The following is a 20,647-nucleotide window of genomic DNA, read 5'->3' as shown; positions in this document are numbered from 1 at the left end:
CATGATCGACATTCGCCCCGTCGCCAATACCATCGGCAAACTGGTCATCACGCTGGGGGCGGCGATGGTGCTGCCGATGTGCGTCGATTACTGGGCGGGCGACCCGCATTGGAAATCCTTCCTTGAGGCCGCGATCCTGACCATGCTGGCGGGCGGGCTGATCACGCTGGCCACCCATGACAAGAACCCGGCGATGACGCTGGAACAGGCGTTTCTGCTGACCGCCTCGATCTGGGCGGTGCTGCCTGCGGCCGGGGCGGTGCCCTTCATGGTGGGCGAGCCCCATGCCAGCTTCACCGACGCCTATTTCGAGGCGATGTCGGGCCTGACCACGACCGGCGCCACCGCATTTCCCGATCTCGACAACCTGCCCAAGGGCATCAACCTGTGGCGCGGCTTCCTGAACTGGTCGGGGGGACTGGGGATCATCGTCGTCGCGATGATCTTTCTGCCGGTGATGAAGGTCGGCGGGATGCAGTTCTTCAAATCTGAGGGTTTCGACACGCTGGGCAAGATCCTGCCCCGCGCCTTTGACATCGCGCGCGAGATGACCTGGGTTTACATCGCCCTGACCGCGATCTGCGCCATCGTCTATATCCTGCTGGGCATGAACGGGTTCGATGCGGTGGTGATGGCCATGTCGACCTGCTCGACTGGCGGTTTTTCGAATTACGACGCCAGTTTCGGGCCCTATGTCGGGCCGCTGGAATATGCGGCGGCGGTGTTCATGATCCTCGCCTCGATCCCGTTCATCCGCATGGTGCAACTGGTGCGGGGCTCGGCCCAGCCGCTGTGGCAGGATGTCCAGATCCGGGCCTATCTGCGCTGGACCTTCTATGCCATCGCCGCGATCGTCATCTATCGCCTGCTCTGGCTGGAGGCCAAGCACCCCGAGGCGATCATCCGCGAGACCGTGTTCAACGTGGTCTCGACCTTCTCGGGCACCGGGCTTGCCTCGACCGATGTCACGCAATGGGGGCATTTCCCCTTTGCCGTTCTGGTGGTGATCGGGCTGATCGGCGGCTGCACCGGCTCGACCGCCTGCTCGGTCAAGGTATTCCGCTATCTGGTGCTGTTTCAGGCGGTGAAATCGCAGCTGAAGCGCATGCAATCGCCGCATCGGGTCTATCCGCTGCTTTACGACGGCCGCCCGCTGGACCGGGACGTGGTCGATTCGGTGATGACCTTCTTTACCCTGTTCATGCTGACCTTTGGCCTGCTGATCATGGGGCTGGCGATGACCGGGTTGCATCCGCGCACCGCGCTGACCGGGGCATGGACCTCGATCGCAAACGTCGGTGTGCTGTGGGGGCCCGAGCTTAGCCCGAATGGCGCGGTCGACCAACTGCCCACCGCCGCCAAATGGATGATGACGGTGGGCATGTATATCGGTCGTCTTGAGCTGATGACTGTGCTGGTGCTGTTCCTGCCGCGCTTCTGGCGCAGCTGACCGTCAGGGGACGGGGATCGTCGCGGGGGTCGCCGCAGGGGCGGCGCTGACGGTTTCGGCGGGCGGAATCGCCGGTGCTTCGGGCACGGCCTCGCCCGCGGCGGGGGCGAAACGGCCCAGATTGTCCGAGATTTCCGCGGCGATGCGGCGCTGCTCCTCGGGGTCGGTCGCGGGCCAGATCAGGACAAAGCCCTGCACGCGGTCCTCGATCACCTTGCCCTCGGCATGGCTGATATGGGTCTGGTTGCGGCCGTCCAGCGTCACGCTGCCTTTGCGCACGTCGCGCTTCGGGGCCGGAACCCAGCCAAGCGCGGTCACAAGGCCCGCAAGGTCCAGCATCTCTTGCTGACCGCCGGGCTGCGAGAACAGGATCAACGCCGCGCCCGAGCCGTCCTTGGGACCATAGATCGACAGCGCACGCTCGGCCCGGTCGAATTGCAGCCGGTCCATCGGTGCAGGCATGGCCAGCCCGGTATGGGTGTCGCGCAGCCCGGTCAGGCCCATTTCCGCCCGCCATGCCTCGCGGCGGCGGATGAGTTCATGCATCGCGGCGGCAGTATCGGGCGAGGCGCGCAGCCGCACGATTTCCTCGGCGATGGCGTTCTGGGTCATCGGCCCGTCCTTGCCGTCGATGGCGCCATCGTAATGCCCGGCCCAACGCAGGGCGCGCTGGATATCCTCAAGCGCGGGCATTTCGGGCTTGGGGGCGTCTTCTGCAGGGGGGGCGCCCAGTTCGGGGGCGCGACCGGGAACGGCCGGGTCGCCCATGTCCGCAAGGGGGGCAAGGAAGGCGTCCTTGGGCACGGCGTTGGCGCGGCGGAATGCGGCAAGCCATGCCTTGCCGGTCGCCTCATCCATCGGGCCAATCGCCACCGCCGAGCGGCCATTCGACAGGGTCCACAGCCCGGCCTCGGGCAGGGTCTCGCGGCGTTTGGCCAGCAATTCCTCGGCCTTGTCGCGATCGGGAGAGGATTCGATACGCAGGTAATACTGGACGGGCTCTGGCTCCGGCACGGGTTCGGCGACGATCACGGGGGCGGTGGCAGCGGGATCCGTGGGGAAGGTCGAGGCCGAACCGACCGCAGGTGCGGCTTCCGGCACGGCGGGGGCCGCGGGCGTGGGGGTTGCTTCCAGCGCGGCGGTCGGCACGGCGGCGGCGGGCTGGCCGCCGACCTGCGTGACATCCCGACCGGCAGCGGGCGAAATGAAGCTGTCACCGGGAACCTTGCCGTCCGACTTCAGTGTCTGCAGGCGCGAGGTGGCCTGTTCGCGGGGCATCGGCCCCAGCGCGATTCCCGTCCAGCCGTCGCCCAAAGGGAAGGTCACGACATCGTCGAACTGGGCACCCCAGCGCTCGGCCGAGTTGCGGGCGATTTCGGTGCCGCGCTTGGCCTCGATACGGATGAGCACATCCTCGGCCAGTGCGGGCAAGACGCCGACAAGCGGCAAAGTCGCACCGAAGATGAACGCAAAGCGCCGCATGGGCAGTTCCCTCTCATTGACCCTGCGCCGCCCTCTGCCTAGAAGGCGGCTGACCTTACTTGCCAGTTATGCAAAAGGATGCAGCGATGACCAGCCCCCAGGACAATCAGACGGCGAAACCCGTCTGCTTTCAGGACGTGATCCTGCGCCTGCAGTCCTATTGGGCCGCACAAGGCTGCGCGGTGCTGCAACCCTATGACATGGAAGTTGGCGCGGGCACTTTCCACCCGGCGACCACGCTGCGTTCGCTGGGGGCGCGCCCTTGGGCGGCGGCCTATGTCCAGCCCTCGCGTCGCCCGACCGATGGCCGCTATGGCGAGAACCCGAACCGCCTGCAGCATTACTACCAGTATCAGGTCATCATCAAACCGTCGCCCGCGAACCTGCAGGATCTGTATCTGGGTTCGCTGAAGGCGATCGGTCTGGACCCGATGATCCATGACGTCCGCTTCGTCGAGGATGACTGGGAAAGCCCGACGCTGGGCGCATGGGGCCTTGGCTGGGAGGTCTGGTGCGACGGCATGGAAGTCAGCCAGTTCACCTATTTCCAGCAAGTCGGCGGGCATGATTGCCGTCCCGTCTCGGGCGAGCTGACCTATGGTCTGGAGCGCCTGGCCATGTATGTGCTGGGCGTCGAGCATGTCATGGACATGCCGTTCAACGATCCCGCCAGCGCGATCCCGATGACTTACGGCGACATCTTCCGTCAGGCCGAGCGCGAATATTCCCGCTGGAACTTCGAGCAGGCCGATACCGAGATGCTGCTGACCCATTTCAAGAATGCCGAGGCCGAATGCGCCCGCATCCTTGATGCGGCGGACACCGACAGTGCCGGTCGCGCGATCCCGATGGCGCATCCGGCCTATGATCAGGCGATCAAGGCCAGCCATCTGTTCAACCTGCTGGATGCGCGTGGCGTGATCTCGGTCACCGAGCGTCAGGCCTATATCGGCCGGGTGCGCGCGCTGGCGAAGCGCTGCGCCGACCTGTTCGTGACCACCTCGGCCGCGACCGGCGAGCCGCTGCCGGCCTTCCCGGCTGGGGCGTGACGTGAACGGCCGCATTCCCGCGCTGCTGATCCTTGGCGCCGCAGTCTTTGCGGGCGTCGGGGTCTGGTATGCGCAGGAATATGGCTTTTACGACCAGCTTGATCCGGCGGGCGTGACGATCACCGTCATGGCGAACGGTCAGGCTGTCCCGCTGCAGGCTGGCGATCTTGAGGCGATCGACGCCTCAAGCTCGCCCATCCGCTGGCGCGGCTGCTTCCGCGTAGACCAACCCTTGCCCGAGGGTGCTGAACCCTTTGCCAATCCCACGCCGCTGGTCGGCCCGAACTGGTTTTCCTGCTTTGACGCCGGACAAATCGGGGCCGATCTGCAATCCGGCGTGGCCAAAGCCTATCTGTCCCAGCCCGAGATCCGCCCTGACGTGGATCGCGTGATCGCCGTCTATCCCGACGGCCGCGCCTATGGCTGGCACCAATTCAACGACAAGACCCCCGAACGCGGAGTGATGGACTGATGCCCGACCTTCTGATCGAGCTTTTCTCGGAAGAAATCCCGGCGCGGATGCAGGCCCGCGCGCGTGAAGACCTGAAGAAACTGGTAACCGACGGGCTGGTCGGCGCGGGGCTGACCTATGCCTCGGCCGGTGCGTTTTCGACGCCCCGCCGCCTGACCCTGACCGTCGAGGGCCTGACCGCCGAAAGCCCGACCACCCGCGAAGAACGCAAAGGTCCCCGCACCGACGCGCCCGAGGCGGCGCTGGAAGGGTTCCTGCGCTCGACCGGGCTGACCCGCGATCAGTTGGAAGCCCGCGACGACAAGAAGGGTCAGGTCTGGTTCGCCACCCTGACCAAGCCGGGCCGTCCCGCCGCCGAGATCGTGGCCGAGGTGCTGACCGCGACCATCCGCGACTTCCCCTGGCCGAAATCCATGCGTTGGGGCGCGGGTTCGCTGCGTTGGGTGCGTCCGCTGCATTCGATCATCTGTATCCTGACGGATGAGGCAGGCGCGAATACCGTGCCGCTGGAGATCGAGGGCATCACCGCTGGCAACACCACCCGCGGCCACCGCTTCATGGCCCCGGACGAGATCACCGTGTCCAGCTTCGAGGATTATGCCGCGAAACTCCGCCGCGCCCGCGTCATGCTGGATTCGTCCGAGCGCGAGGCCGCCATTCGGCAAGAGGCCGCGAACCTTGCCTTTGCGCGGGGCTGGGAGATCGTCCCCGATGACGGCCTGCTGACCGAGGTCGCGGGGCTGGTCGAATGGCCGGTGCCGCTGATGGGTGCCATCGAGGACCGCTTCCTGACGCTGCCGCCCGAGGTTCTGCAAACCTCGATGAAGGAGCATCAGAAGTTCTTCTCGGCCCGGAACCCGAAAACCGGCCGGATCGAGGGCTTTGTCACCGTCGCCAATATCGAGACCCCGGATCACGGCGAAACCATCCTCAAGGGCAACCAGCGCGTTCTGGCTGCCCGCCTGTCGGATGCTGCCTTCTTCTGGGATAACGACCTGCGGATCGCGAAAACGGGCATGGAGGATTGGGCCGAGGGCCTGAAATCCGTGACCTTCCAAAGCCAGCTCGGCTCTCAGGCCGACCGTATCGCCCGCATCGCGGCGCTGGCGCGCGAGATCGCGCCGCTGGTCGGTGCCGACGCGGATCAGGCAGAGCAGGCGGCAAAGGTCGCGAAGCTTGACCTGCGCTCGGCCATGGTCGGCGAATTCCCGGAACTGCAGGGCACAATGGGCCGCTATTACGCGCAGGCTGCCGATTACCCTGCCGCCGTCGCCGATGCCGCCCGCGACCATTATTCGCCGCTGGGCCCGTCGGATGACGTGCCCTCCGCGCCGGTTTCGGTTGCCGTGGCTCTGGCCGACAAGCTCGACACGCTGACCGGCTTCTGGGCCATCGGCGAAAAGCCCACCGGCTCGAAAGACCCCTTCGCCCTGCGCCGTGCCGCGCTTGGCGTGATCCGGCTGGTGCTGACGAACAAGGCCCGCGTGAACCTGACCGAGATCATCGGCAAAGGCTATCCGGGCGCGGATGCCGCCGACCTGCTGGCCTTCTTCCACGACCGCCTCAAGGTCTACCTTCGCGATCAGGGCACCCGCCATGACATCATCGACTCGGTTCTGTCGATGCCGGGCAATGATGATCTGGTGCTGCTGGTGAACCGTGCCACTGCGCTGTCGGACGTGCTGAAAACCGAAGACGGCCCGAACCTGCTGCAGGGCCTCAAGCGCGCCTCGAACATCCTCACGCAGGCGGAATCCAAGGACGGCGTCGAATACAGCTTTGGTGCCGACCCGAAATTTGCCGAAACCGATCAGGAACGCGGGCTTTTCGCCGCCCTCGACACCGCTGAACCGGCGATCCGCGCGGCGGTCAAGGCCGAGGACTTCCCGGCAGCGATGTCGGCGATGGCCAGCCTGCGCGCCCCGATCGACGCCTTCTTCGAGGCGGTGCAGATCAACACGGACCACCAGATCGTCCGCCGCAACCGCCTGAACCTGCTGTCGCGTATCCGCGAGGCTGGCCGGCTCATCGCTGATTTCGGCCGGATCGAGGGCTGATTTCACCGTTTTCCAAATACCCGCAGGGGTGAAGGTGCGGGCCGCAAGGCCCGGACCGAGGGGGCGGCAGCCCCCTTTCTGCTACCTTCTTCGCGCTTGCGGCATAATGCTGCACACGCCTAATGTGACGGCACCATGACCGCACTCACCGATCCAGATGCCATCGTCAAAATCACCCCCACGGCGGGGATTCAGGTCGCGCGCCACGGCTGGCGGGCGAAATGCCTGCAACGCCTCGTGCGGATGGATCTGCCTGTCCCGACCAGCTTCGCCATTTCGGCCGAGGCGGTGCGCGGCATCGCTGCCGGGCATTTGCCCGATCGCGGCGCGCTTGCCGCGCTGATCGAGCGGGCCGAAGGTCTGGTCAGCGTCCGGCCCTCGGCGGCGAACCCGGCTTGGGGCGGTCCCGGCACGATCCTGAATGTCGGCATCAACAATGAATGCCATGCCCGATTGGTGCAGTCGCGCGGCAAGCCTGCGGCCGATGCGATCTATCTGGGTTTCGTGCAATCCTTCGCGGTCCATGTCGCGCGGCTTGATCCGGACATGTTCTCGGATAATGGTGGCGACCTGCAATCGGCGCTGCGGGCCTACGAATCCGAAACCGATGAGGAATTCCCCCAGGATCCCGCCCGGCAACTCGCCGAGGTGCTGCGTTCGATGGCGCGGGCATGGGATGGACCGACGGCGCGTCTGCTGCGACAGGCCAAGGGCGCGCCCTCGCAGGCACCGCTGGGGTTGATCGTGCAGGACATGGCGCTGGCGATCGGGCCGGGCGTCACCGGTTCGGGATCGATCCAGTTGGTCGACAGCGTGACCGGCGGCCCCGGCATTACCGGACGTTTCCGCGGCCAGACTCAGGGCCGGGCGCAGCGCGAGGGCACCGAGACGCTGTATCTGACCCGCGACCCGCGCGGCCCCTCGCTGGAAGAAGCGGCGCCCGAGGTCTTTGCCGATCTGGTCCGCTACGGCGTCGCCTGCCGCGAACGTCTGCGCGAGGAAATGCAGATCGAATTCGCCATTTCGGACAGCAACCTGTCGATCATCGACGCGGTGCGCGTCCAGCGCTCATCGCGCGCCAGCGTCCGGATCGCGGTCGCTCTGGCCCATGATGGCGTGATCCCTATCGAGGAAGCCGTGACGCGGGTCGAACCGCGCGCGCTGTCCGACCTGCTGCATTATCAGGTCGATCCGCGCGCCCCCCGCGACATCATCGCCAAGGGCATCAATGCCAGTCCCGGCGCCGCGACCGGGCAGATCGTCTTTACCGCCGCCGCCGCACAAGCCGCCGAGGCACGGGGCGAGCGTTGCGTTCTGGTGCGGCGCGAGACCGTCCCCGAGGATATTCGCGGCATGCATGCCGCCGTCGCCGTCTTGACCGAACGCGGCGGCATGACCAGCCACGCGGCGGTGATCGCGCGCGGCATCGGCCTGCCCTGTATCGTCGGGGCTTCGGGCATTTCCATCGACACCCGCGCCCGCACCATGCAGGTCGGCACCCGCAGCTTCCATGAGGGCGAACTCATCACCATCGACGGCACCTCGGGCGAGGTGCTGGCCGGAGAGGCCGAGATGCTGGAACCGGCGCTGGACGACAGCTTCACCCAGCTTCTGGAATGGGCGGATTCGCTGTGCCGTATCCGCATCCGCGCCAATGCCGACACCCCCGAAGATGCCCGCAAGGCGCGGATGTTCGACGCGCAGGGCATCGGGCTGTGCCGCACCGAGCACATGTTCTTTGATGACCAGCGCCTGCCCGCCATGCGCGAGATGATCTTTGCCGACAAGCCCGAGGATCGCCGCCTGTCGCTGGAACGCCTGCTGCCGATGCAGCGCAGCGATTTCGTTTCGTTGTTCGAAATCATGGCCGGTCTGCCCGTCACCATCCGCCTGTTCGACCCGCCTTTGCACGAATTCCTGCCCCATGACCGTGAGGGCATGCGGGAACTGGCGGAATCACTGGACCTGCCGCTGTCGGATGTGACCCGCCGGGTCGAGGCCCTGTCCGAATTCAACCCGATGCTGGGCATGCGCGGCGTGCGTCTGGGGATCACCGTCCCCGAGATCTACGACATGCAGGCCCGCGCCATCTTTGAAGCCACCATCGAGGCCAGCAAGAATGGCGAGCCGGTGGTCCCCGAAATCATGATCCCGCTGGTCAGCGCCCGGCGCGAGGTCGAGTTGGTCAAGACCCGCATCGACGCCGTCGCCGCCGCCGTCCGCAATGAGACCCGTCAGGATTTCACCTATCGCCTTGGCGTCATGGTCGAGACCCCGCGCGCCGCCTTGCGGGCAGGTGACATCGCCGAACATGCGGCCTTCCTGTCCTTCGGCACGAACGACCTGACCCAGATGACCTATGGCCTGTCGCGCGACGATGCCGGGCGGTTCATGGGCACCTATGTCGGGCAGGGCGTCTTTGCCGAGGACCCGTTCCATATCCTCGACCGCGACGGCGTGGGTGAGCTGGTAGCGATCGGCGCGGAACGGGCACGGGCACAGGCGCCGGGCATCATCATCTCGGTCTGCGGCGAGCATGGCGGCAACCCGGAATCGATCGCCTTCTGCCTGCGCGCCGGGGTGAATTACGTGTCCTGTTCGCCCTTCCGGGTGCCTGTCGCACGGCTTGCCGCGGCGCAGGAATCGATCCTGATGGCCCGCGAAAGCGCCGAAAGCGACCCTGCGGCAAAGTCGTAACAGTTTTCGCTTTTGGCCGGAATCTGCTTGTGGGCGTTTTTCGCCTCGGCGGGTTTCCGCCAAAACCCTTTGAATCCCTGTGGATAAGTCGATTCTCGAAAAGGACAGGTAGCAAACCCCGTCGGTTCTTTGGTCTCTGAGTCGCGAGAAGGGGGCCAAAACGGCCCGAGAACGTAACCGACCGGACAGTGAGCCGGATCCATTTAACGGGATCACCATGTCGACAATCATGTCGTGGCTGGCGCGCGTTTCCCTGTGTGTAGCCCTTGCAACCCCTGCTGTTGTTGCCGCTCCGGCGACCGCCGATACCAAATCGCCCAAGACTTCGGATCTGCAATGCCTGTCCGAAGCCCTGTATTTCGAAGCTCGTGGCGAAGGCCACAAAGGCCAGCAAGCCGTGGCCGAGGTCATACTCAACCGCGTAGACCATCCGAAGTTCCCCAAATCGGTCTGCGGCGTCGTGAACCAGAAGGGGCAGTTCACCTACAAGAAAAGCCGCATCCGCGAGCAGGGCGCCTTCAACCGCGCCCAGAAGATCGCGAAAGCCGCCCTGCAGGGCGCTCCGCGCAACCTGACCAATGGCGCGACCTATTTCCACACTGGCGGCGTGAAACCCTCGTGGTCGCGCAAGTTCGAGCGCACGACCCGCATCGGCAGCCACACCTTCTATCGTTCGGATCGCCGTCTGGCCTCGAACTGATCTAATTCTACCGGATCTGTGACGGCCCCGTCCCTTGCGGCGGGGCCGTTTTCCTGTGAAATGCACCCCATGGACCAGCCCGACCGCATCCACTTGCGCGATTACGTCATCTCGGCGGAAATCGGCGCCTTCCAGACCGAGAGGGGCCATCCTCAGCGGCTGCGTTTCAATATCGATGTGGAGCTGCGCGCCCATGTCACCGGCGTCGATGACGAGGTGGACCGCATCCTCAGCTATGACGTGCTGACCGGGGCGGTGGCGACAGTGCTGGCCGACCGGCGCTATGACCTGCTGGAGACGGTGGGCGAGCGGATCGCGGCGCAGGTTCTGTCCCATCCGCGTGCGGCGCAGGTTCAGGTCTCGGTCGAGAAGCTGGATCGCGTGCCCGGCGCGCTTGGCATCACGCTGGTGCGCAGGCAGGGCCGCGTCAAGGCGGCGGATGCCGCAGCGCCCGTCCGGGTGATCTTTCACGGGACCGGGATCGATCTGCCGAGTGGCGCGGTCGTCCTTGTTCCTGACGCGCCGGGTCTGCCGGTCCCGCAGGGGGGCAACGACCGCGAGATCGCACTGCTGGCGCTGGATCAGGCGGCATGGGCCCTGGCGGGCAAGCTGGGTCTGACTGTGGCCGACAGCCGGACCGAGCTGGATTGGGCCGCGGCCGAGGCGCGCGCCGTGGTCTGGGCCCCCGCGCGGATGACGCGCGATGTGCCGCGCCTGTCGCCGCAGCCGCATGCGCTGGCGATCTGGCTGGCCGACAAGCTGGGGGCCAGCCGCCTTGACTGGGCGCTGCCCGAGGGACAGCCCCTGCCGGAACTGCCGGCGATGTTTCACGTGACGACGGGCCGCCTGTAGCCCGCGGGTCGCGCGGGACCAACCGGCCCAAGCGAACGGACATGATGAGCCAGATCTATTACCGCCCCATTCCCGCCGAACATGGCCGCTGGCAGCTTGCCGGCGGTTGGGTGCGTTTTTCGCAATTCGAAATCCTGCGCCGGGGCGAGGCCGTGCGGATTACTGACACCGCCCCCGACGAGGTCATGGCCGCGCTGACCACGCCGCGCCCCCCGGTTCTGGGGCTCGCGATGGACCGGCCGCGGATCATGGGCATCGTCAATGCGACGCCCGACAGTTTCTCGGACGGTGGCAGCTATGATGGCGTGTCTCATGCGCGCACGCTGTTGGCCGAAGGGGCCGAGATTCTGGATATCGGCGGGGAGTCGACCCGTCCCGGTGCGCAGGACGTGCCCGTGCCGCAGGAAATCGACCGGGTCGTCCCGGTGATTGCGGCGATGCGGGGCTTGGCCGGGATCTCGGTCGATACGCGCAAAGCGCAGGTGGCGCAGGCCGCGATCAAGGCCGGGGCAGGGCTGGTCAATGACGTGTCGGGCTTTGATTTCGATCCCGACATGGCGCGGGTAGTGGCGGATTCGGGCCTGCCGGTCTGCCTGATGCATGCGCAGGGCATCCCATCGACGATGCAGGACAATCCAAGCTACGGCGACGTGCTGCTGGATGTCTATGACGCGCTGGCGCAGCGGATCGCACGCGCTGAAGCGGCGGGAATCCCCCGCGACCGGATCGTCGTCGATCCGGGCATTGGTTTTGGCAAGACCGAAGCGCATAATCTGGCCATCCTGCGGCGGATCTCGCTGTTTCACGGGCTGGGCTGCGCTGTGCTGCTGGGTGTCTCGCGCAAGCGTTTCATCGGCAGCGTGGCCGGGGTCGAGCGGGCGGCGGACCGGGCGGCCGGGTCGCTGGCGGTGACATTGGCCGGGGTCGCGCAGGGCATACAAATCCACCGCGTCCATGACGTGGAAACAACAAGGCAGGGTCTGGCCCTATGGCAGGCTGTGACCGGAGGGGACAAATGAGCAGGAAACTTTTCGGCACCGACGGTGTCCGGGGCCGGGCGAACAGCTACCCCATGACCGCCGAAATGGCGCTGCGTCTTGGCGCGGCTGCCGGTCGCTATTTCCGTCGCAAGGGCGAGGATCACCACCGCGTCGTCATCGGCAAGGATACCCGGCTGTCGGGCTATATGCTTGAAAACGCGCTGACCGCGGGTCTGACCTCGACGGGCATGAATGTGCTGCTGCTGGGGCCGGTGCCTACGCCGGCGGTGGGCTTCCTGACCCGCTCGATGCGGGCGGATGTCGGCATCATGATCTCGGCCAGCCATAACCCGGCGGCGGATAACGGCATCAAGTTCTTTGGCCCCGACGGGTTCAAGCTGTCCGATGAGGCCGAGGCCGAAATCGAGGCCATCGTCGCCGGTGACATCGCCCCGGCCCAGCCGCAGAATATCGGCCGCGCCAAGCGGATCGATGACGGGCGCGGACGCTATGTCGAATATGCCAAGACCACCTTCCCGGCCGGGCACCGGCTGGACGGGCTGAAGGTCGTGGTCGACTGCGCCAATGGCGCCGCCTATCGCGCCGCACCCGATGTGCTGTGGGAATTGGGGGCCGAGGTCATTCCGCTGGGTGTCACCCCGAACGGCCACAATATCAATGACGGCGTGGGGTCCACCCATCCCGAGGCCTGCGCCCGCGCGGTGCTGGAACATGGCGCGGATCTGGGCATCAGTCTGGACGGCGATGCCGACCGGGTGATGATCATCGACGAAAAGGGCCAGGTGGCCGATGGCGACCAGATCATGGCGCTGCTGGCGGGACGCTGGGCTGAACAGGGTCGGCTGCGTGGCGGCGCGCTGGTCGCGACGGTGATGTCGAACCTTGGTCTGGAACGCTTCCTGCAAGGTCGCGGCCTGCGGCTGGAACGCACCGCCGTCGGTGACCGCTATGTGGTCGAACGCATGCGGGCCGAGGGCTTCAATCTGGGTGGTGAACAGTCGGGCCATATCGTGATGACCGATTACGCCACCACCGGCGACGGGCTGATCGCAGGCCTGCAATTCCTTGCAGCCCTGTCCGATAGCGGCCGCAAGGCATCCGAGCTGGTCGCGCAATTCGACCCGGTGCCGCAGATGCTGAAGAATGTGCGCTATGCTGCCGGGGCCGATCCGCTATCGACCGAAGCCGTCAAGGCCGAGATCGCCCGGGCCGAGGCACGGCTGAACGGCTCGGGTCGCGTGTTGATCCGCAAATCCGGCACCGAGCCGCTGATCCGCGTCATGGCCGAGGCCGAGGACGAAATCGCCCTGCGCGAGGTCGTCGAGGGCATCGTCGCCGCAGTCGAGAGGGCGGCCTAGGCCACCTTCGTCGGATCGTAGTCGTAAAGCCAGGCAAAGCGCCCGATCAACTGGCCGGGCGCGATGCTGGAAATCATCCGCAGCCCGGCATGGGCGACGGTGCGGGCCGGGCCGGTCAGGTGATAGTTGCGGGCATTGGCATTGGCCGCATCGACAATGCGCTGGCAACGTGGGCGGCGCAGGCTCTGGAACCGCGACAGCGAAGCGCTCAAATCCTTGCGGTTCAGGCAGGCCGCCAGCACCCAGGCATCCTCGATCGCCATGACCGCGCCCTGCGCCATGAAGGGCAGGGTCGGATGGGCGGCGTCGCCGATCAGCGCCACCGCCGGTTCGTGGCCGGCCGGGCGGAACCAATGCGTGGCGACAGGATGGCGGAACAGGCCCCACAGTCCGACTTCATCGATCTGCTCCAGCCAGCCGCCAACCGGGTCGCCAAAGCGGGCAAAGGCCGCGCGCAGATCCTGCGGATCGCCGGGCTGGGACCAGCCCTCGTCCTGCCAGTCGGGACGCTCCATCACGGCCACGATATTGCGCAATCCTCCGGCCAGCGGATAGCTGACCAGATGCCGCCCCGGTCCCATGAAGACCTGCGCGACAGGGGGGGCGTCCGGTTCCGAGGGGATCAGCGCCCGCCATGCCGATTGACCGGTGAAAAAGGGCGACTCGAACCCGTTCAGCAGCGGGCGGATGCGGCTTTTCACGCCATCCGCGCCGATCACCAGATCGCAATCGGTGGGCAGGGTGCGAATGTCATGGCCCAGCTCGATGCGGACCCCGGCCTCAAGGGCGGCGGTTTCCAGCATCTCGACCAGCCGGGCGCGGTGAACGAAGCGGAAGCGGTCATGCGGGCGGTGGCGCGCCAGATCCAGCGGCGCGACCAGCGCCCCGCCCGAGTCGCGCAATTCCACGCGGGTCGAGGGCAGACTGATCGATTCGAACCGCGACCACAGGCCAAGCGCGTCGATCACCCGCACCGCGTTCGGGGAAATCTGCAGGCCGGCACCGACCTCTCGGATCGCCCCCGCGCGTTCCAGCACGCGCACCGAGGCACCGCGATGCGCCAGCGCGCAGGCCGCTGTCAGGCCGGCGATTCCCGCGCCGACAATGGTCACCGACAGGTTCAGTGAACCGGGCATGGCAGTTTCCCCAGGCATAAAAAAACCGCCCTTCCGGCGGCGTCGGACACCGCCGGGACTCGGGGGTGCGGTTTCGTCAATCGTCGCGGTAGACGCGTTCCTTGCGTTCGTGCTTTTCCTGCGCTTCCAGCGTCATGGTCGCTGTAGGTCGGGCATCGAGTCGCTTCAGACTGATCGGCTCTCCGGTTTTTTCGCAGTAGCCGTAGTCGCCGGTCTCGATCCTGCGCAGGGCTGCATCGATCTTGTTGACGAGTTTGCGTTGACGATCGCGGGTCCGAAGTTCCAGTGAGCGGTCGGTCTCCTCCGAGGCGCGGTCCGCAAGATCGGGCACGTTGCGTGCGCTTTCCTGCAGTCCTTCGAGCGTTTCAGCCGATTGATCCAGAAGCTCTTGCTTCCAGGCGATCAACTTGCGGCGGAAATACTCAAGCTGCCGCTCATTCATGAAGGGTTCATCTTCGGCGGGGCGATAGTCTTCGGGCAGAAAGGTCTGGGCTTTCATAGGTCCTCCGGGAGCCGGGCGCCTGTATGCCAGCTCCTTGCGGCCCCCATAAAGTATGGTAGGGCCTTTGTCACTAGGCCTTTCCGGCAGGAATGCATGCTGCGGTTGCGAAGACACGCCCTGCCCCCTAGGCTTCTGGATGTTGCGCAAAGGACAGGCGGATGCGGTTTTCCTCGACAGAGTCATATGTAGCCCCCCCGGATCTGACGGTCGCGGTGAATGCGGCGATCACGCTGGAACGCCCGCTGCTGGTCAAGGGTGAACCGGGGACCGGCAAGACCGAACTGGCCCGGCAGGTGGCGCAAAGCCTTGGCCTGCCGATCCTCGAATGGAACGTCAAATCGACGACCCGCGCCCAGCAGGGGCTGTATGAATATGACGCGGTTTCGCGCCTGCGCGACAGCCAGCTGGGCGAGGCGCGGGTCCATGACATCGGTAACTACATCCGCAAGGGCAAGCTGTGGCAGGCCTTTGAGGCAGATGCCAAGATCGTGTTGCTGATCGATGAGATCGACAAGGCCGATATCGAGTTTCCGAACGACCTTTTGCAGGAGCTCGACCGGATGGAGTTCCATGTCTACGAGACCGGCGAGACGATTCGCGCCCGCCACCGGCCCGTCGTCATCATCACCTCGAACAATGAAAAGGAACTGCCGGACGCCTTCCTGCGCCGCTGCTTCTTTCACTACATCCGCTTCCCCGATGCCGAGACGCTGAAGAAGATCGTCGATGTGCATTTCCCGAACCTGAAGCCGCGCCTGCTGGAGGAGGCGTTGACCCAGTTTCTGGAACTGCGTGAGGTGCAGGGGCTGAAGAAGAAGCCCTCAACCAGCGAATTGCTGGACTGGCTGAAACTGATCCTGGCCGAGGATCTGTCGCCCGAGGACCTGAAGCGTCCGGCGGGCGAGATGCTGCCCAAGCTGCATGGCGCATTGCTGAAGAATGAACAGGATGTGGCCCTGTTCGAACGTCTGGCCTTTATGGCGAGGAGGCAGAGATGATCCGCAAACTGCGTCCCGAGGACCGCGCGGGCTGGCAGCAGCTGTATCAGGGCTATCAGGCCTTTTACGGCTTTCACGAACGTCCCGCCGAGTTCTATGACAAGGCCTTTGCCCGGTTGATGGCTGCTGATACTCGGGACTTTCATGGCTTTGTCGCGGACGTGGACGGCCAGCTTCTGGGCCTTGTCCATTACGTCTTTCACCCGAACCTGTGGCGGGACGAAGGTGTCTGCTATCTGCAGGATCTGTTCACCGCCCCCGAGGCGCGGGGCAAGGGGGTTGCGCGCGGGCTGATCGAGCAGGTCTATGCCGCAGCCGACAAGGCGGGTGTTCCGGCGGTCTATTGGCTGACAGCCGAGGACAATTATGCGGGCCGGATGCTTTATGACCGGGTGGCGGTGAAGTCCCCCTTCATCCGCTACAACCGCAAGGTATGAACGGAAACAGGCGGCCCGATGGGCCGCCTGTTTCCGTTCCGGGGGGAGTCCTTATCAGCGCAGGCCGGTTTCTTCCAGCAGGCCCTTGCGCTTGGCCTCGAAGTAATAGCCGCGCGAATACCATTTCACTGCGGCGTCGTGATTGCCGCCGCCGACCAGATAGGCGCCGCGCAGGTATTTGACGCCGTATTTCAGGTTGGTTTCGGCATCCAGCAGACCGCCGGCCGGACCGCGATAGCCCATGCCGCGCGCGGTGGCGGGCAGGATCTGCATCAGCCCGTAATAGGGGCCGTTGCGCGCGCCGGGGCGGTGATGCGATTCGCGGATGATGACGCGATGGATCAGTTCCGGGGGAACCTGATACTCGGCCGAATATTTATTGATCAGCCGGCGCAGCTCCGGCGTTTCATTGGCGTGCAGGCGGGTGGTTTCCGCCTGCGAGGCGCGGGGCGCGACCAGATAGCGGCGGTCAGGATCGACCGAATTGTCACCGCATGCGCTCAGCGCAAGAACGCCGCCCAGCATGACGAGACTGATCAGAGATTTCATGACTGCCCTCGGTTTTTGGTTGGGCAGAGTTAGACACGGGGTTCCCCTTCAGGGAAACAATAAGATAAGGGCCGCCCGGTCAGGGGCGGCCCATCGGCAGAATCTCGCCACTCGTAAGTGGCCGATCCGGTGATATTTCGCCGAAATCGCGAAATCAGGCGTGAATCGCGCCGCCACCGCAGGCAAGCGCTGCCTCGCGCACTGCTTCCGAGCAGGTCGGGTGGGCATGGCAGGTCAGCGCGATATCCTGCGCCGAGGCGCCGAATTCCATCGCCACGCAGACTTCGTGAATCATCTCGCCGGCGTTCGGGCCGATGATGTGGCAGCCCAGAACCCGGTCGGTTTCCGCGTCCACGATCATCTTGACGAAGCCGTCGGCCTGGAACAGCGCCTTGGCACGGGCGTTGCCCATGAAGGGGAACTTGCCGGTCTTGACCTTGCGGCCCGATTCCTTGGCGGCTTCCTCGGTCAGGCCGACCGAGGCCACTTCCGGCGAGGTGTAGATCACGCCCGGAATGACCGAATAGTTCACATGGCCATGCTTGCCCGCGACGACTTCGGCGACGGCCATGCCCTCATCCTCGGCCTTGTGGGCCAGCATCGGACCGGGAACCGCGTCGCCGATCGCATAGACGCCGGGGACGCTGGTCTGCCAGTGATCATCGACGGCAACGAAGCCGCGATCGGTCAGCGCCACGCCCAGCTTGTCCAGACCAAGGCCCGAGACATAGGGACGGCGGCCGGTGGCGACGAGGACGGTCTCGGCCTCGATCACATGCTCGCTGTCATCCTTGCGCAGCTTGTAGGTGACTTTCGCCGCGCCGTTTTCGACGGTGGTGCCCGAAACGGCGGCGCCCATGACGAATTTCATGCCCTGCTTGGTCAGCAGCTTCTGGAACTGCTTCTGGACCTCGCCGTCCATGCCGGGGGTGATCGCATCGAGGAATTCGACCACGGTCACTTCCGCGCCAAGACGCGCATAGACCGAGCCCAGTTCCAGACCGATAACGCCTGCGCCGATGACGACCATGGATTTCGGGATCTTGGGCAGTGCCAGCGCGCCGGTCGAATCGACCACGGTGCCAGCCGCGTTGTCGACCTCGACGCCCTTCAGGGTCGAGGGCTCGGAACCCGAGGCGATGACGATGTTCTTGGTTTCATACACGGTATCGCCGACCTTGACGCGGCCCGCGGCTTCGATCTCGGCCCAGCCCTTGATCCAGTCGATCTTGTTCTTCTTGAACAGGAACTCGATGCCCTTGGTGTTCCCGCCGACGGTCTCGGTCTTGTAGGACTGCATCTTGGCCCAGTCGACATCGACATGGGCGTTCATCAGGCCCATCTTGGCGAAGTTTTCATGGGTTTCATGCAGCATGTGGCTGGCGTGAAGCAACGCCTTGGACGGGATACAGCCCACGTTCAGGCAGGTACCGCCAAGCGTTTCGCGGCCCTCGACGCAGGCGACCTTCAGGCCCAGCTGGGCGGCGCGGATGGCACAGACATAGCCGCCGGGGCCGGCACCGATCACGATCAGGTCATAGGTGGACATTCAGGACTCCTTGCATCATCGGCGCGACTGTCTGCGCCGGGTCGGTTCATGAGAATAGGGTGGTGACGATCATCACCAGGGTAGCCAGGAAGCCCATGGCCCAGATCAGCGATCGCCAGGGCGACCAGCCAAGGGCATAGGCGGGAATGTAAAGCACGCGCGCCAGCAGGTAGATCCATGCGCAAAGTGCCGTCAGCAGGCTGTCGGTATCGGTCAGCGCCACCAGAAGGCCGGCGATGGTGAACAGGATCAGCCCTTCGAAATGGTTGTCGACCGCGCGGCGCAGCCGTCCCGTCCGGGCCGAGAATTCGGGCTGCTGGTCACGGGGGCTGGTGTTCCACTCGACGCCGGCATCGCGGTTCATCGAGGCGCCAGCCAATCCGATCTGGACGGCCTGCAAAAGTGCGGCAAGGGCAAGGGCGGTGGTTTCAGCTGACATCAGGCGGTCTCGACGAAGTGGAACTCGGTGGCCGAAACCCCGGCCTGACTGTTGAAAACCCCGGCCGCGCCGTCCAGATAGGCCCGCGCCCGCAGGGCGTCCCCGACCTGATAAAGCGCCCAGGCTGCGGTATCGCTTTCACGCCAAAGCTGCAGCAGCGACAACCCGTTATTGCCTCGATCCTCGGCATCCGCGTCGAAGGCGGTGCGGAAGCGGGCGTAATCGGCGACTTTGTAATGGGCGATCATCTGGGTCATGGCTTCACTCCTGCGTTGCGGTCGGAAGCCGCCTTTGGCGAAAACGGGCGGTCCGTCGCGGTTCAACGGACCAGACCGGAAAGAGTTGCGCAGCCCCGAAACCGGGACTGCGCGCCGTCATGTTCCGCAGGACCGGATCAGAGATCCATCAGCAGGCGGCGGGGATCTTCCAGCGCTTCCTTGATGCGCACGAGGAAGGTCACGGCGCCCTTGCCGTCAACGATGCGGTGATCATAGCTCAGCGCCAGATACATCATCGGACGGATGACGATCTGACCGTCGACGACGACCGGACGGTCCTGAATCTTGTGCATGCCCAGAATGCCCGATTGCGGCGGGTTCAGGATCGGCGAGGACATCAGCGAGCCGTAGACGCCGCCGTTCGAGATGGTGAAGGTGCCGCCCTGCATTTCCGCCATGGTCAGCTTGCCGTCACGGCCCTTGGCGCCGAGTTCGGCAATTTCCTTCTCGATCTGGGCGAAGCTCTTCTGGTCGGCATCGCGCACGACCGGAACCACCAGACCGTTCGGGGTGCCGACAGCCACGCCCATATGGACGAAATGCTTGTAGACGACATCGCCGCCGTCGATCTCGGCGTTGACTTCCGGGACCTCTTTCAGCGCGTGAACGCAGGCCTTCACGAAGAAGGACATGAAGCCAAGCTTCACTTTGTGCTTCTTCTCGAACTGGTCCTTGTAGGTATTGCGCAGGTTCATCACGCCCGACATGTCCACCTCGTTATAGGTGGTCAGCATGGCGGCGGTGTTCTGCGCGTCCTTCAGGCGGCGGGCGATGGTGGCGCGCAGGCGGGTCATCTTGACGCGCTCTTCGCGGGCCGCATCCTGAGCCGACGAAGGCGCGCGCGGCGCGGCGGCCGGGGCCGGGGCAGCCGAAGCGACCGGGGCAGCAGCGGCGCGGGCCACGTCTTCCTTCATCACGCGGCCATCGCGGCCGGTGCCGGTGACGGCGTCGCGCGACAGACCCGCTTCGGCCATGGCTTTCTTGGCCGAGGGGGCATCCTCGACATCGGCACCCGATTTAGCCGGCGCGGCTGCCGGGGCAGCGGCTTTCGGCGCATCAGCCTTGGCCGGGGCGGCACCGACAGCGCCTTCGGTGATCACGGCCAGCTTGGCCACCGCATCAACGGTCTCGCCTTCCGGAGCCAGGATCTCGGCCAGAACGCCTGCGACGGGCGAGGGGACCTCGACCGAAACCTTGTCGGTTTCCAGCTCGCACAGCATCTCGTCCTGCGCGACGGTATCGCCGACCTTCTTGAACCAGGTCGCCACGGTGGCTTCGGTGACGCTCTCGCCCAGCGTGGGCACCATGACGTCGACGGATTTTCCGCTCATGTTTTTCTGTCCTTCCTGGGGCTTGGTGCCCGTTTCTGCCTTGGGCAACATTTCCTCGGGGCCGGCATTGCCGACCTCCATGATCTGGGCAAGCAGGGCGTTCGGCGTGACCGTCTCGCCTTCAGCGGCGATGATTTCGGCCAGCTTGCCTGCGACGGGCGACGGCACTTCGACCGTCACCTTGTCGGTTTCCAACTCGCACAGCATTTCGTCCACGGCGACCGTGTCACCCGGTTTCTTGAACCAGGTGGCCACGGTTGCCTCGGAGACCGATTCCCCAAGAGTGGGGACGCGCAGTTCCACAGCCATC

Annotated in this window: 19 protein-coding genes; 11 read left to right on the top strand and 8 right to left on the bottom strand. The window is 65.3% G+C overall.

Annotation, left to right across the window (positions count from 1 at the left end):
* Position 1: 1 nt before the first annotated feature.
* Positions 2-1,450, top strand: coding sequence for a TrkH family potassium uptake protein (locus GL300_RS04225; protein ID WP_155038298.1), 1,449 nt, complete (start codon positions 2-4; stop codon positions 1,448-1,450).
* Between the two features lie 3 nt (positions 1,451-1,453).
* Here GL300_RS04225 and GL300_RS04220 read toward each other — a convergent pair whose 3' ends face one another.
* Positions 1,454-2,932: a peptidoglycan-binding domain-containing protein gene (locus GL300_RS04220; RefSeq protein WP_155038297.1), complete on the bottom strand. Its 1,479-nt coding sequence runs from the start codon at positions 2,930-2,932 to the stop codon at positions 1,454-1,456.
* An 86-nt stretch (positions 2,933-3,018) separates the two neighbouring features.
* Here GL300_RS04220 and GL300_RS04215 point away from each other — a divergent pair, with 86 nt between their 5' ends.
* From GL300_RS04215 to glmM, 8 genes are all read left to right on the top strand, one after another.
* Complete coding sequence (locus GL300_RS04215; RefSeq protein ID WP_155038296.1) at positions 3,019-3,981, top strand: glycine--tRNA ligase subunit alpha; 963 nt, start codon at positions 3,019-3,021, stop codon at positions 3,979-3,981.
* Between the two features lies 1 nt (position 3,982).
* Positions 3,983-4,453, top strand: a complete 471-nt coding sequence (locus GL300_RS04210; RefSeq protein ID WP_343042889.1) for a DUF6446 family protein — start codon at positions 3,983-3,985, stop codon at positions 4,451-4,453.
* Complete coding sequence (gene glyS, locus GL300_RS04205) at positions 4,453-6,510, top strand: glycine--tRNA ligase subunit beta (RefSeq protein ID WP_155038294.1); 2,058 nt, start codon at positions 4,453-4,455, stop codon at positions 6,508-6,510. Before GL300_RS04210 ends, glyS begins: the two co-directional genes overlap by 1 nt.
* 135 nt (positions 6,511-6,645) lie before the next feature.
* On the top strand, positions 6,646-9,207 hold the full coding sequence (locus GL300_RS04200) for a putative PEP-binding protein (protein ID WP_155038293.1): 2,562 nt from the start codon (positions 6,646-6,648) through the stop codon (positions 9,205-9,207).
* Positions 9,208-9,424: 217 nt separating this feature from the next.
* On the top strand, positions 9,425-9,907 hold the full coding sequence (locus tag GL300_RS04195; RefSeq protein ID WP_155038292.1) for a cell wall hydrolase: 483 nt from the start codon (positions 9,425-9,427) through the stop codon (positions 9,905-9,907).
* Positions 9,908-9,976: 69 nt separating this feature from the next.
* Positions 9,977-10,759: a dihydroneopterin aldolase gene (locus tag GL300_RS04190; RefSeq protein WP_155038291.1), complete on the top strand. Its 783-nt coding sequence runs from the start codon at positions 9,977-9,979 to the stop codon at positions 10,757-10,759.
* A gap of 44 nt (positions 10,760-10,803) precedes the next feature.
* Complete coding sequence (gene folP, locus GL300_RS04185) at positions 10,804-11,778, top strand: dihydropteroate synthase (RefSeq protein WP_155038290.1); 975 nt, start codon at positions 10,804-10,806, stop codon at positions 11,776-11,778.
* Positions 11,775-13,118, top strand: a complete 1,344-nt coding sequence (gene glmM, locus GL300_RS04180) for a phosphoglucosamine mutase (RefSeq protein WP_155038289.1) — start codon at positions 11,775-11,777, stop codon at positions 13,116-13,118. The genes folP and glmM overlap by 4 nt, the downstream gene beginning before the upstream one ends.
* Here the strand turns inward: glmM and GL300_RS04175 are convergent.
* Together GL300_RS04175 and dksA are read right to left on the bottom strand one after the other, a co-directional pair.
* Positions 13,115-14,254, bottom strand: coding sequence for an FAD-dependent monooxygenase (locus tag GL300_RS04175; protein WP_155038288.1), 1,140 nt, complete (start codon positions 14,252-14,254; stop codon positions 13,115-13,117). The genes glmM and GL300_RS04175 overlap by 4 nt on opposite strands.
* Positions 14,255-14,330: 76 nt before the next feature.
* The gene (gene dksA / locus GL300_RS04170; RefSeq protein WP_155038287.1) at positions 14,331-14,753 is read right to left on the bottom strand and encodes an RNA polymerase-binding protein DksA; all 423 of its coding nucleotides are present in this window, start codon (positions 14,751-14,753) and stop codon (positions 14,331-14,333) included.
* A gap of 161 nt (positions 14,754-14,914) precedes the next feature.
* Here dksA and GL300_RS04165 point away from each other — a divergent pair, with 161 nt between their 5' ends.
* The gene (locus GL300_RS04165) at positions 14,915-15,754 is read left to right on the top strand and encodes an AAA family ATPase (RefSeq protein WP_155038286.1); all 840 of its coding nucleotides are present in this window, start codon (positions 14,915-14,917) and stop codon (positions 15,752-15,754) included.
* A complete protein-coding gene (locus tag GL300_RS04160) occupies positions 15,751-16,191 on the top strand; it encodes a GNAT family N-acetyltransferase (RefSeq protein WP_155038285.1) in 441 nt (146 codons plus the stop codon). The genes GL300_RS04165 and GL300_RS04160 overlap by 4 nt, the downstream gene beginning before the upstream one ends.
* A gap of 54 nt (positions 16,192-16,245) precedes the next feature.
* Here the strand turns inward: GL300_RS04160 and GL300_RS04155 are convergent, their stop codons facing one another.
* The 5 genes from GL300_RS04155 to odhB form a co-directional block, all read right to left on the bottom strand.
* On the bottom strand, positions 16,246-16,740 hold the full coding sequence (locus GL300_RS04155) for a lytic transglycosylase domain-containing protein (RefSeq protein ID WP_155038284.1): 495 nt from the start codon (positions 16,738-16,740) through the stop codon (positions 16,246-16,248).
* A 154-nt stretch (positions 16,741-16,894) separates the two neighbouring features.
* A complete protein-coding gene (lpdA, locus tag GL300_RS04150; protein WP_155038283.1) occupies positions 16,895-18,289 on the bottom strand; it encodes a dihydrolipoyl dehydrogenase in 1,395 nt (464 codons plus the stop codon).
* A gap of 46 nt (positions 18,290-18,335) precedes the next feature.
* Positions 18,336-18,728, bottom strand: a complete 393-nt coding sequence (locus tag GL300_RS04145; protein ID WP_155038282.1) for an MAPEG family protein — start codon at positions 18,726-18,728, stop codon at positions 18,336-18,338.
* Positions 18,728-18,985 carry a hypothetical protein gene (locus GL300_RS04140; protein ID WP_155038281.1) on the bottom strand — a complete coding sequence of 86 codons (258 nt, stop codon included), beginning with the start codon at positions 18,983-18,985 and terminating at the stop codon, positions 18,728-18,730. Before GL300_RS04140 ends, GL300_RS04145 begins: the two co-directional genes overlap by 1 nt.
* A 137-nt stretch (positions 18,986-19,122) precedes the next feature.
* Positions 19,123-20,646 carry a 2-oxoglutarate dehydrogenase complex dihydrolipoyllysine-residue succinyltransferase gene (gene odhB / locus GL300_RS04135; protein WP_155038280.1) on the bottom strand — a complete coding sequence of 508 codons (1,524 nt, stop codon included), beginning with the start codon at positions 20,644-20,646 and terminating at the stop codon, positions 19,123-19,125.
* Between the last annotated feature and the right edge of the window lies 1 nt (position 20,647).

The sequence above is a fragment of the Paracoccus litorisediminis genome, from assembly GCF_009711205.1.
GTDB lineage: Bacteria > Pseudomonadota > Alphaproteobacteria > Rhodobacterales > Rhodobacteraceae > Paracoccus > Paracoccus litorisediminis.
The sequence above is the reverse complement of the archived record's forward strand: the minus strand, read 5'-3'. Positions and strand labels throughout refer to the sequence as shown.

Bases quoted from the DNA above. Each gene is read 5' to 3' on its own strand.
- GL300_RS04225 (WP_155038298.1), top strand. From the start codon at position 2: ATGATCGACATTCGCCCCGTCGCCAATACCATCGGCAAACTGGTCATC.
- GL300_RS04220 (WP_155038297.1), bottom strand. From the start codon at position 2,932: ATGCGGCGCTTTGCGTTCATCTTCGGTGCGACTTTGCCGCTTGTCGGC.
- GL300_RS04215 (WP_155038296.1), top strand. From the start codon at position 3,019: ATGACCAGCCCCCAGGACAATCAGACGGCGAAACCCGTCTGCTTTCAG.
- glyS (WP_155038294.1), top strand. From the start codon at position 4,453: ATGCCCGACCTTCTGATCGAGCTTTTCTCGGAAGAAATCCCGGCGCGG.
- GL300_RS04200 (WP_155038293.1), top strand. From the start codon at position 6,646: ATGACCGCACTCACCGATCCAGATGCCATCGTCAAAATCACCCCCACG.
- GL300_RS04195 (WP_155038292.1), top strand. From the start codon at position 9,425: ATGTCGACAATCATGTCGTGGCTGGCGCGCGTTTCCCTGTGTGTAGCC.
- GL300_RS04190 (WP_155038291.1), top strand. From the start codon at position 9,977: ATGGACCAGCCCGACCGCATCCACTTGCGCGATTACGTCATCTCGGCG.
- folP (WP_155038290.1), top strand. From the start codon at position 10,804: ATGAGCCAGATCTATTACCGCCCCATTCCCGCCGAACATGGCCGCTGG.
- glmM (WP_155038289.1), top strand. From the start codon at position 11,775: ATGAGCAGGAAACTTTTCGGCACCGACGGTGTCCGGGGCCGGGCGAAC.
- GL300_RS04175 (WP_155038288.1), bottom strand. From the start codon at position 14,254: ATGCCCGGTTCACTGAACCTGTCGGTGACCATTGTCGGCGCGGGAATC.
- dksA (WP_155038287.1), bottom strand. From the start codon at position 14,753: ATGAAAGCCCAGACCTTTCTGCCCGAAGACTATCGCCCCGCCGAAGAT.
- GL300_RS04165 (WP_155038286.1), top strand. From the start codon at position 14,915: ATGCGGTTTTCCTCGACAGAGTCATATGTAGCCCCCCCGGATCTGACG.
- GL300_RS04160 (WP_155038285.1), top strand. From the start codon at position 15,751: ATGATCCGCAAACTGCGTCCCGAGGACCGCGCGGGCTGGCAGCAGCTG.
- GL300_RS04155 (WP_155038284.1), bottom strand. From the start codon at position 16,740: ATGAAATCTCTGATCAGTCTCGTCATGCTGGGCGGCGTTCTTGCGCTG.
- lpdA (WP_155038283.1), bottom strand. From the start codon at position 18,289: ATGTCCACCTATGACCTGATCGTGATCGGTGCCGGCCCCGGCGGCTAT.
- GL300_RS04145 (WP_155038282.1), bottom strand. From the start codon at position 18,728: ATGTCAGCTGAAACCACCGCCCTTGCCCTTGCCGCACTTTTGCAGGCC.
- GL300_RS04140 (WP_155038281.1), bottom strand. From the start codon at position 18,985: ATGACCCAGATGATCGCCCATTACAAAGTCGCCGATTACGCCCGCTTC.
- odhB (WP_155038280.1), bottom strand. From the start codon at position 20,646: ATGGCTGTGGAACTGCGCGTCCCCACTCTTGGGGAATCGGTCTCCGAG.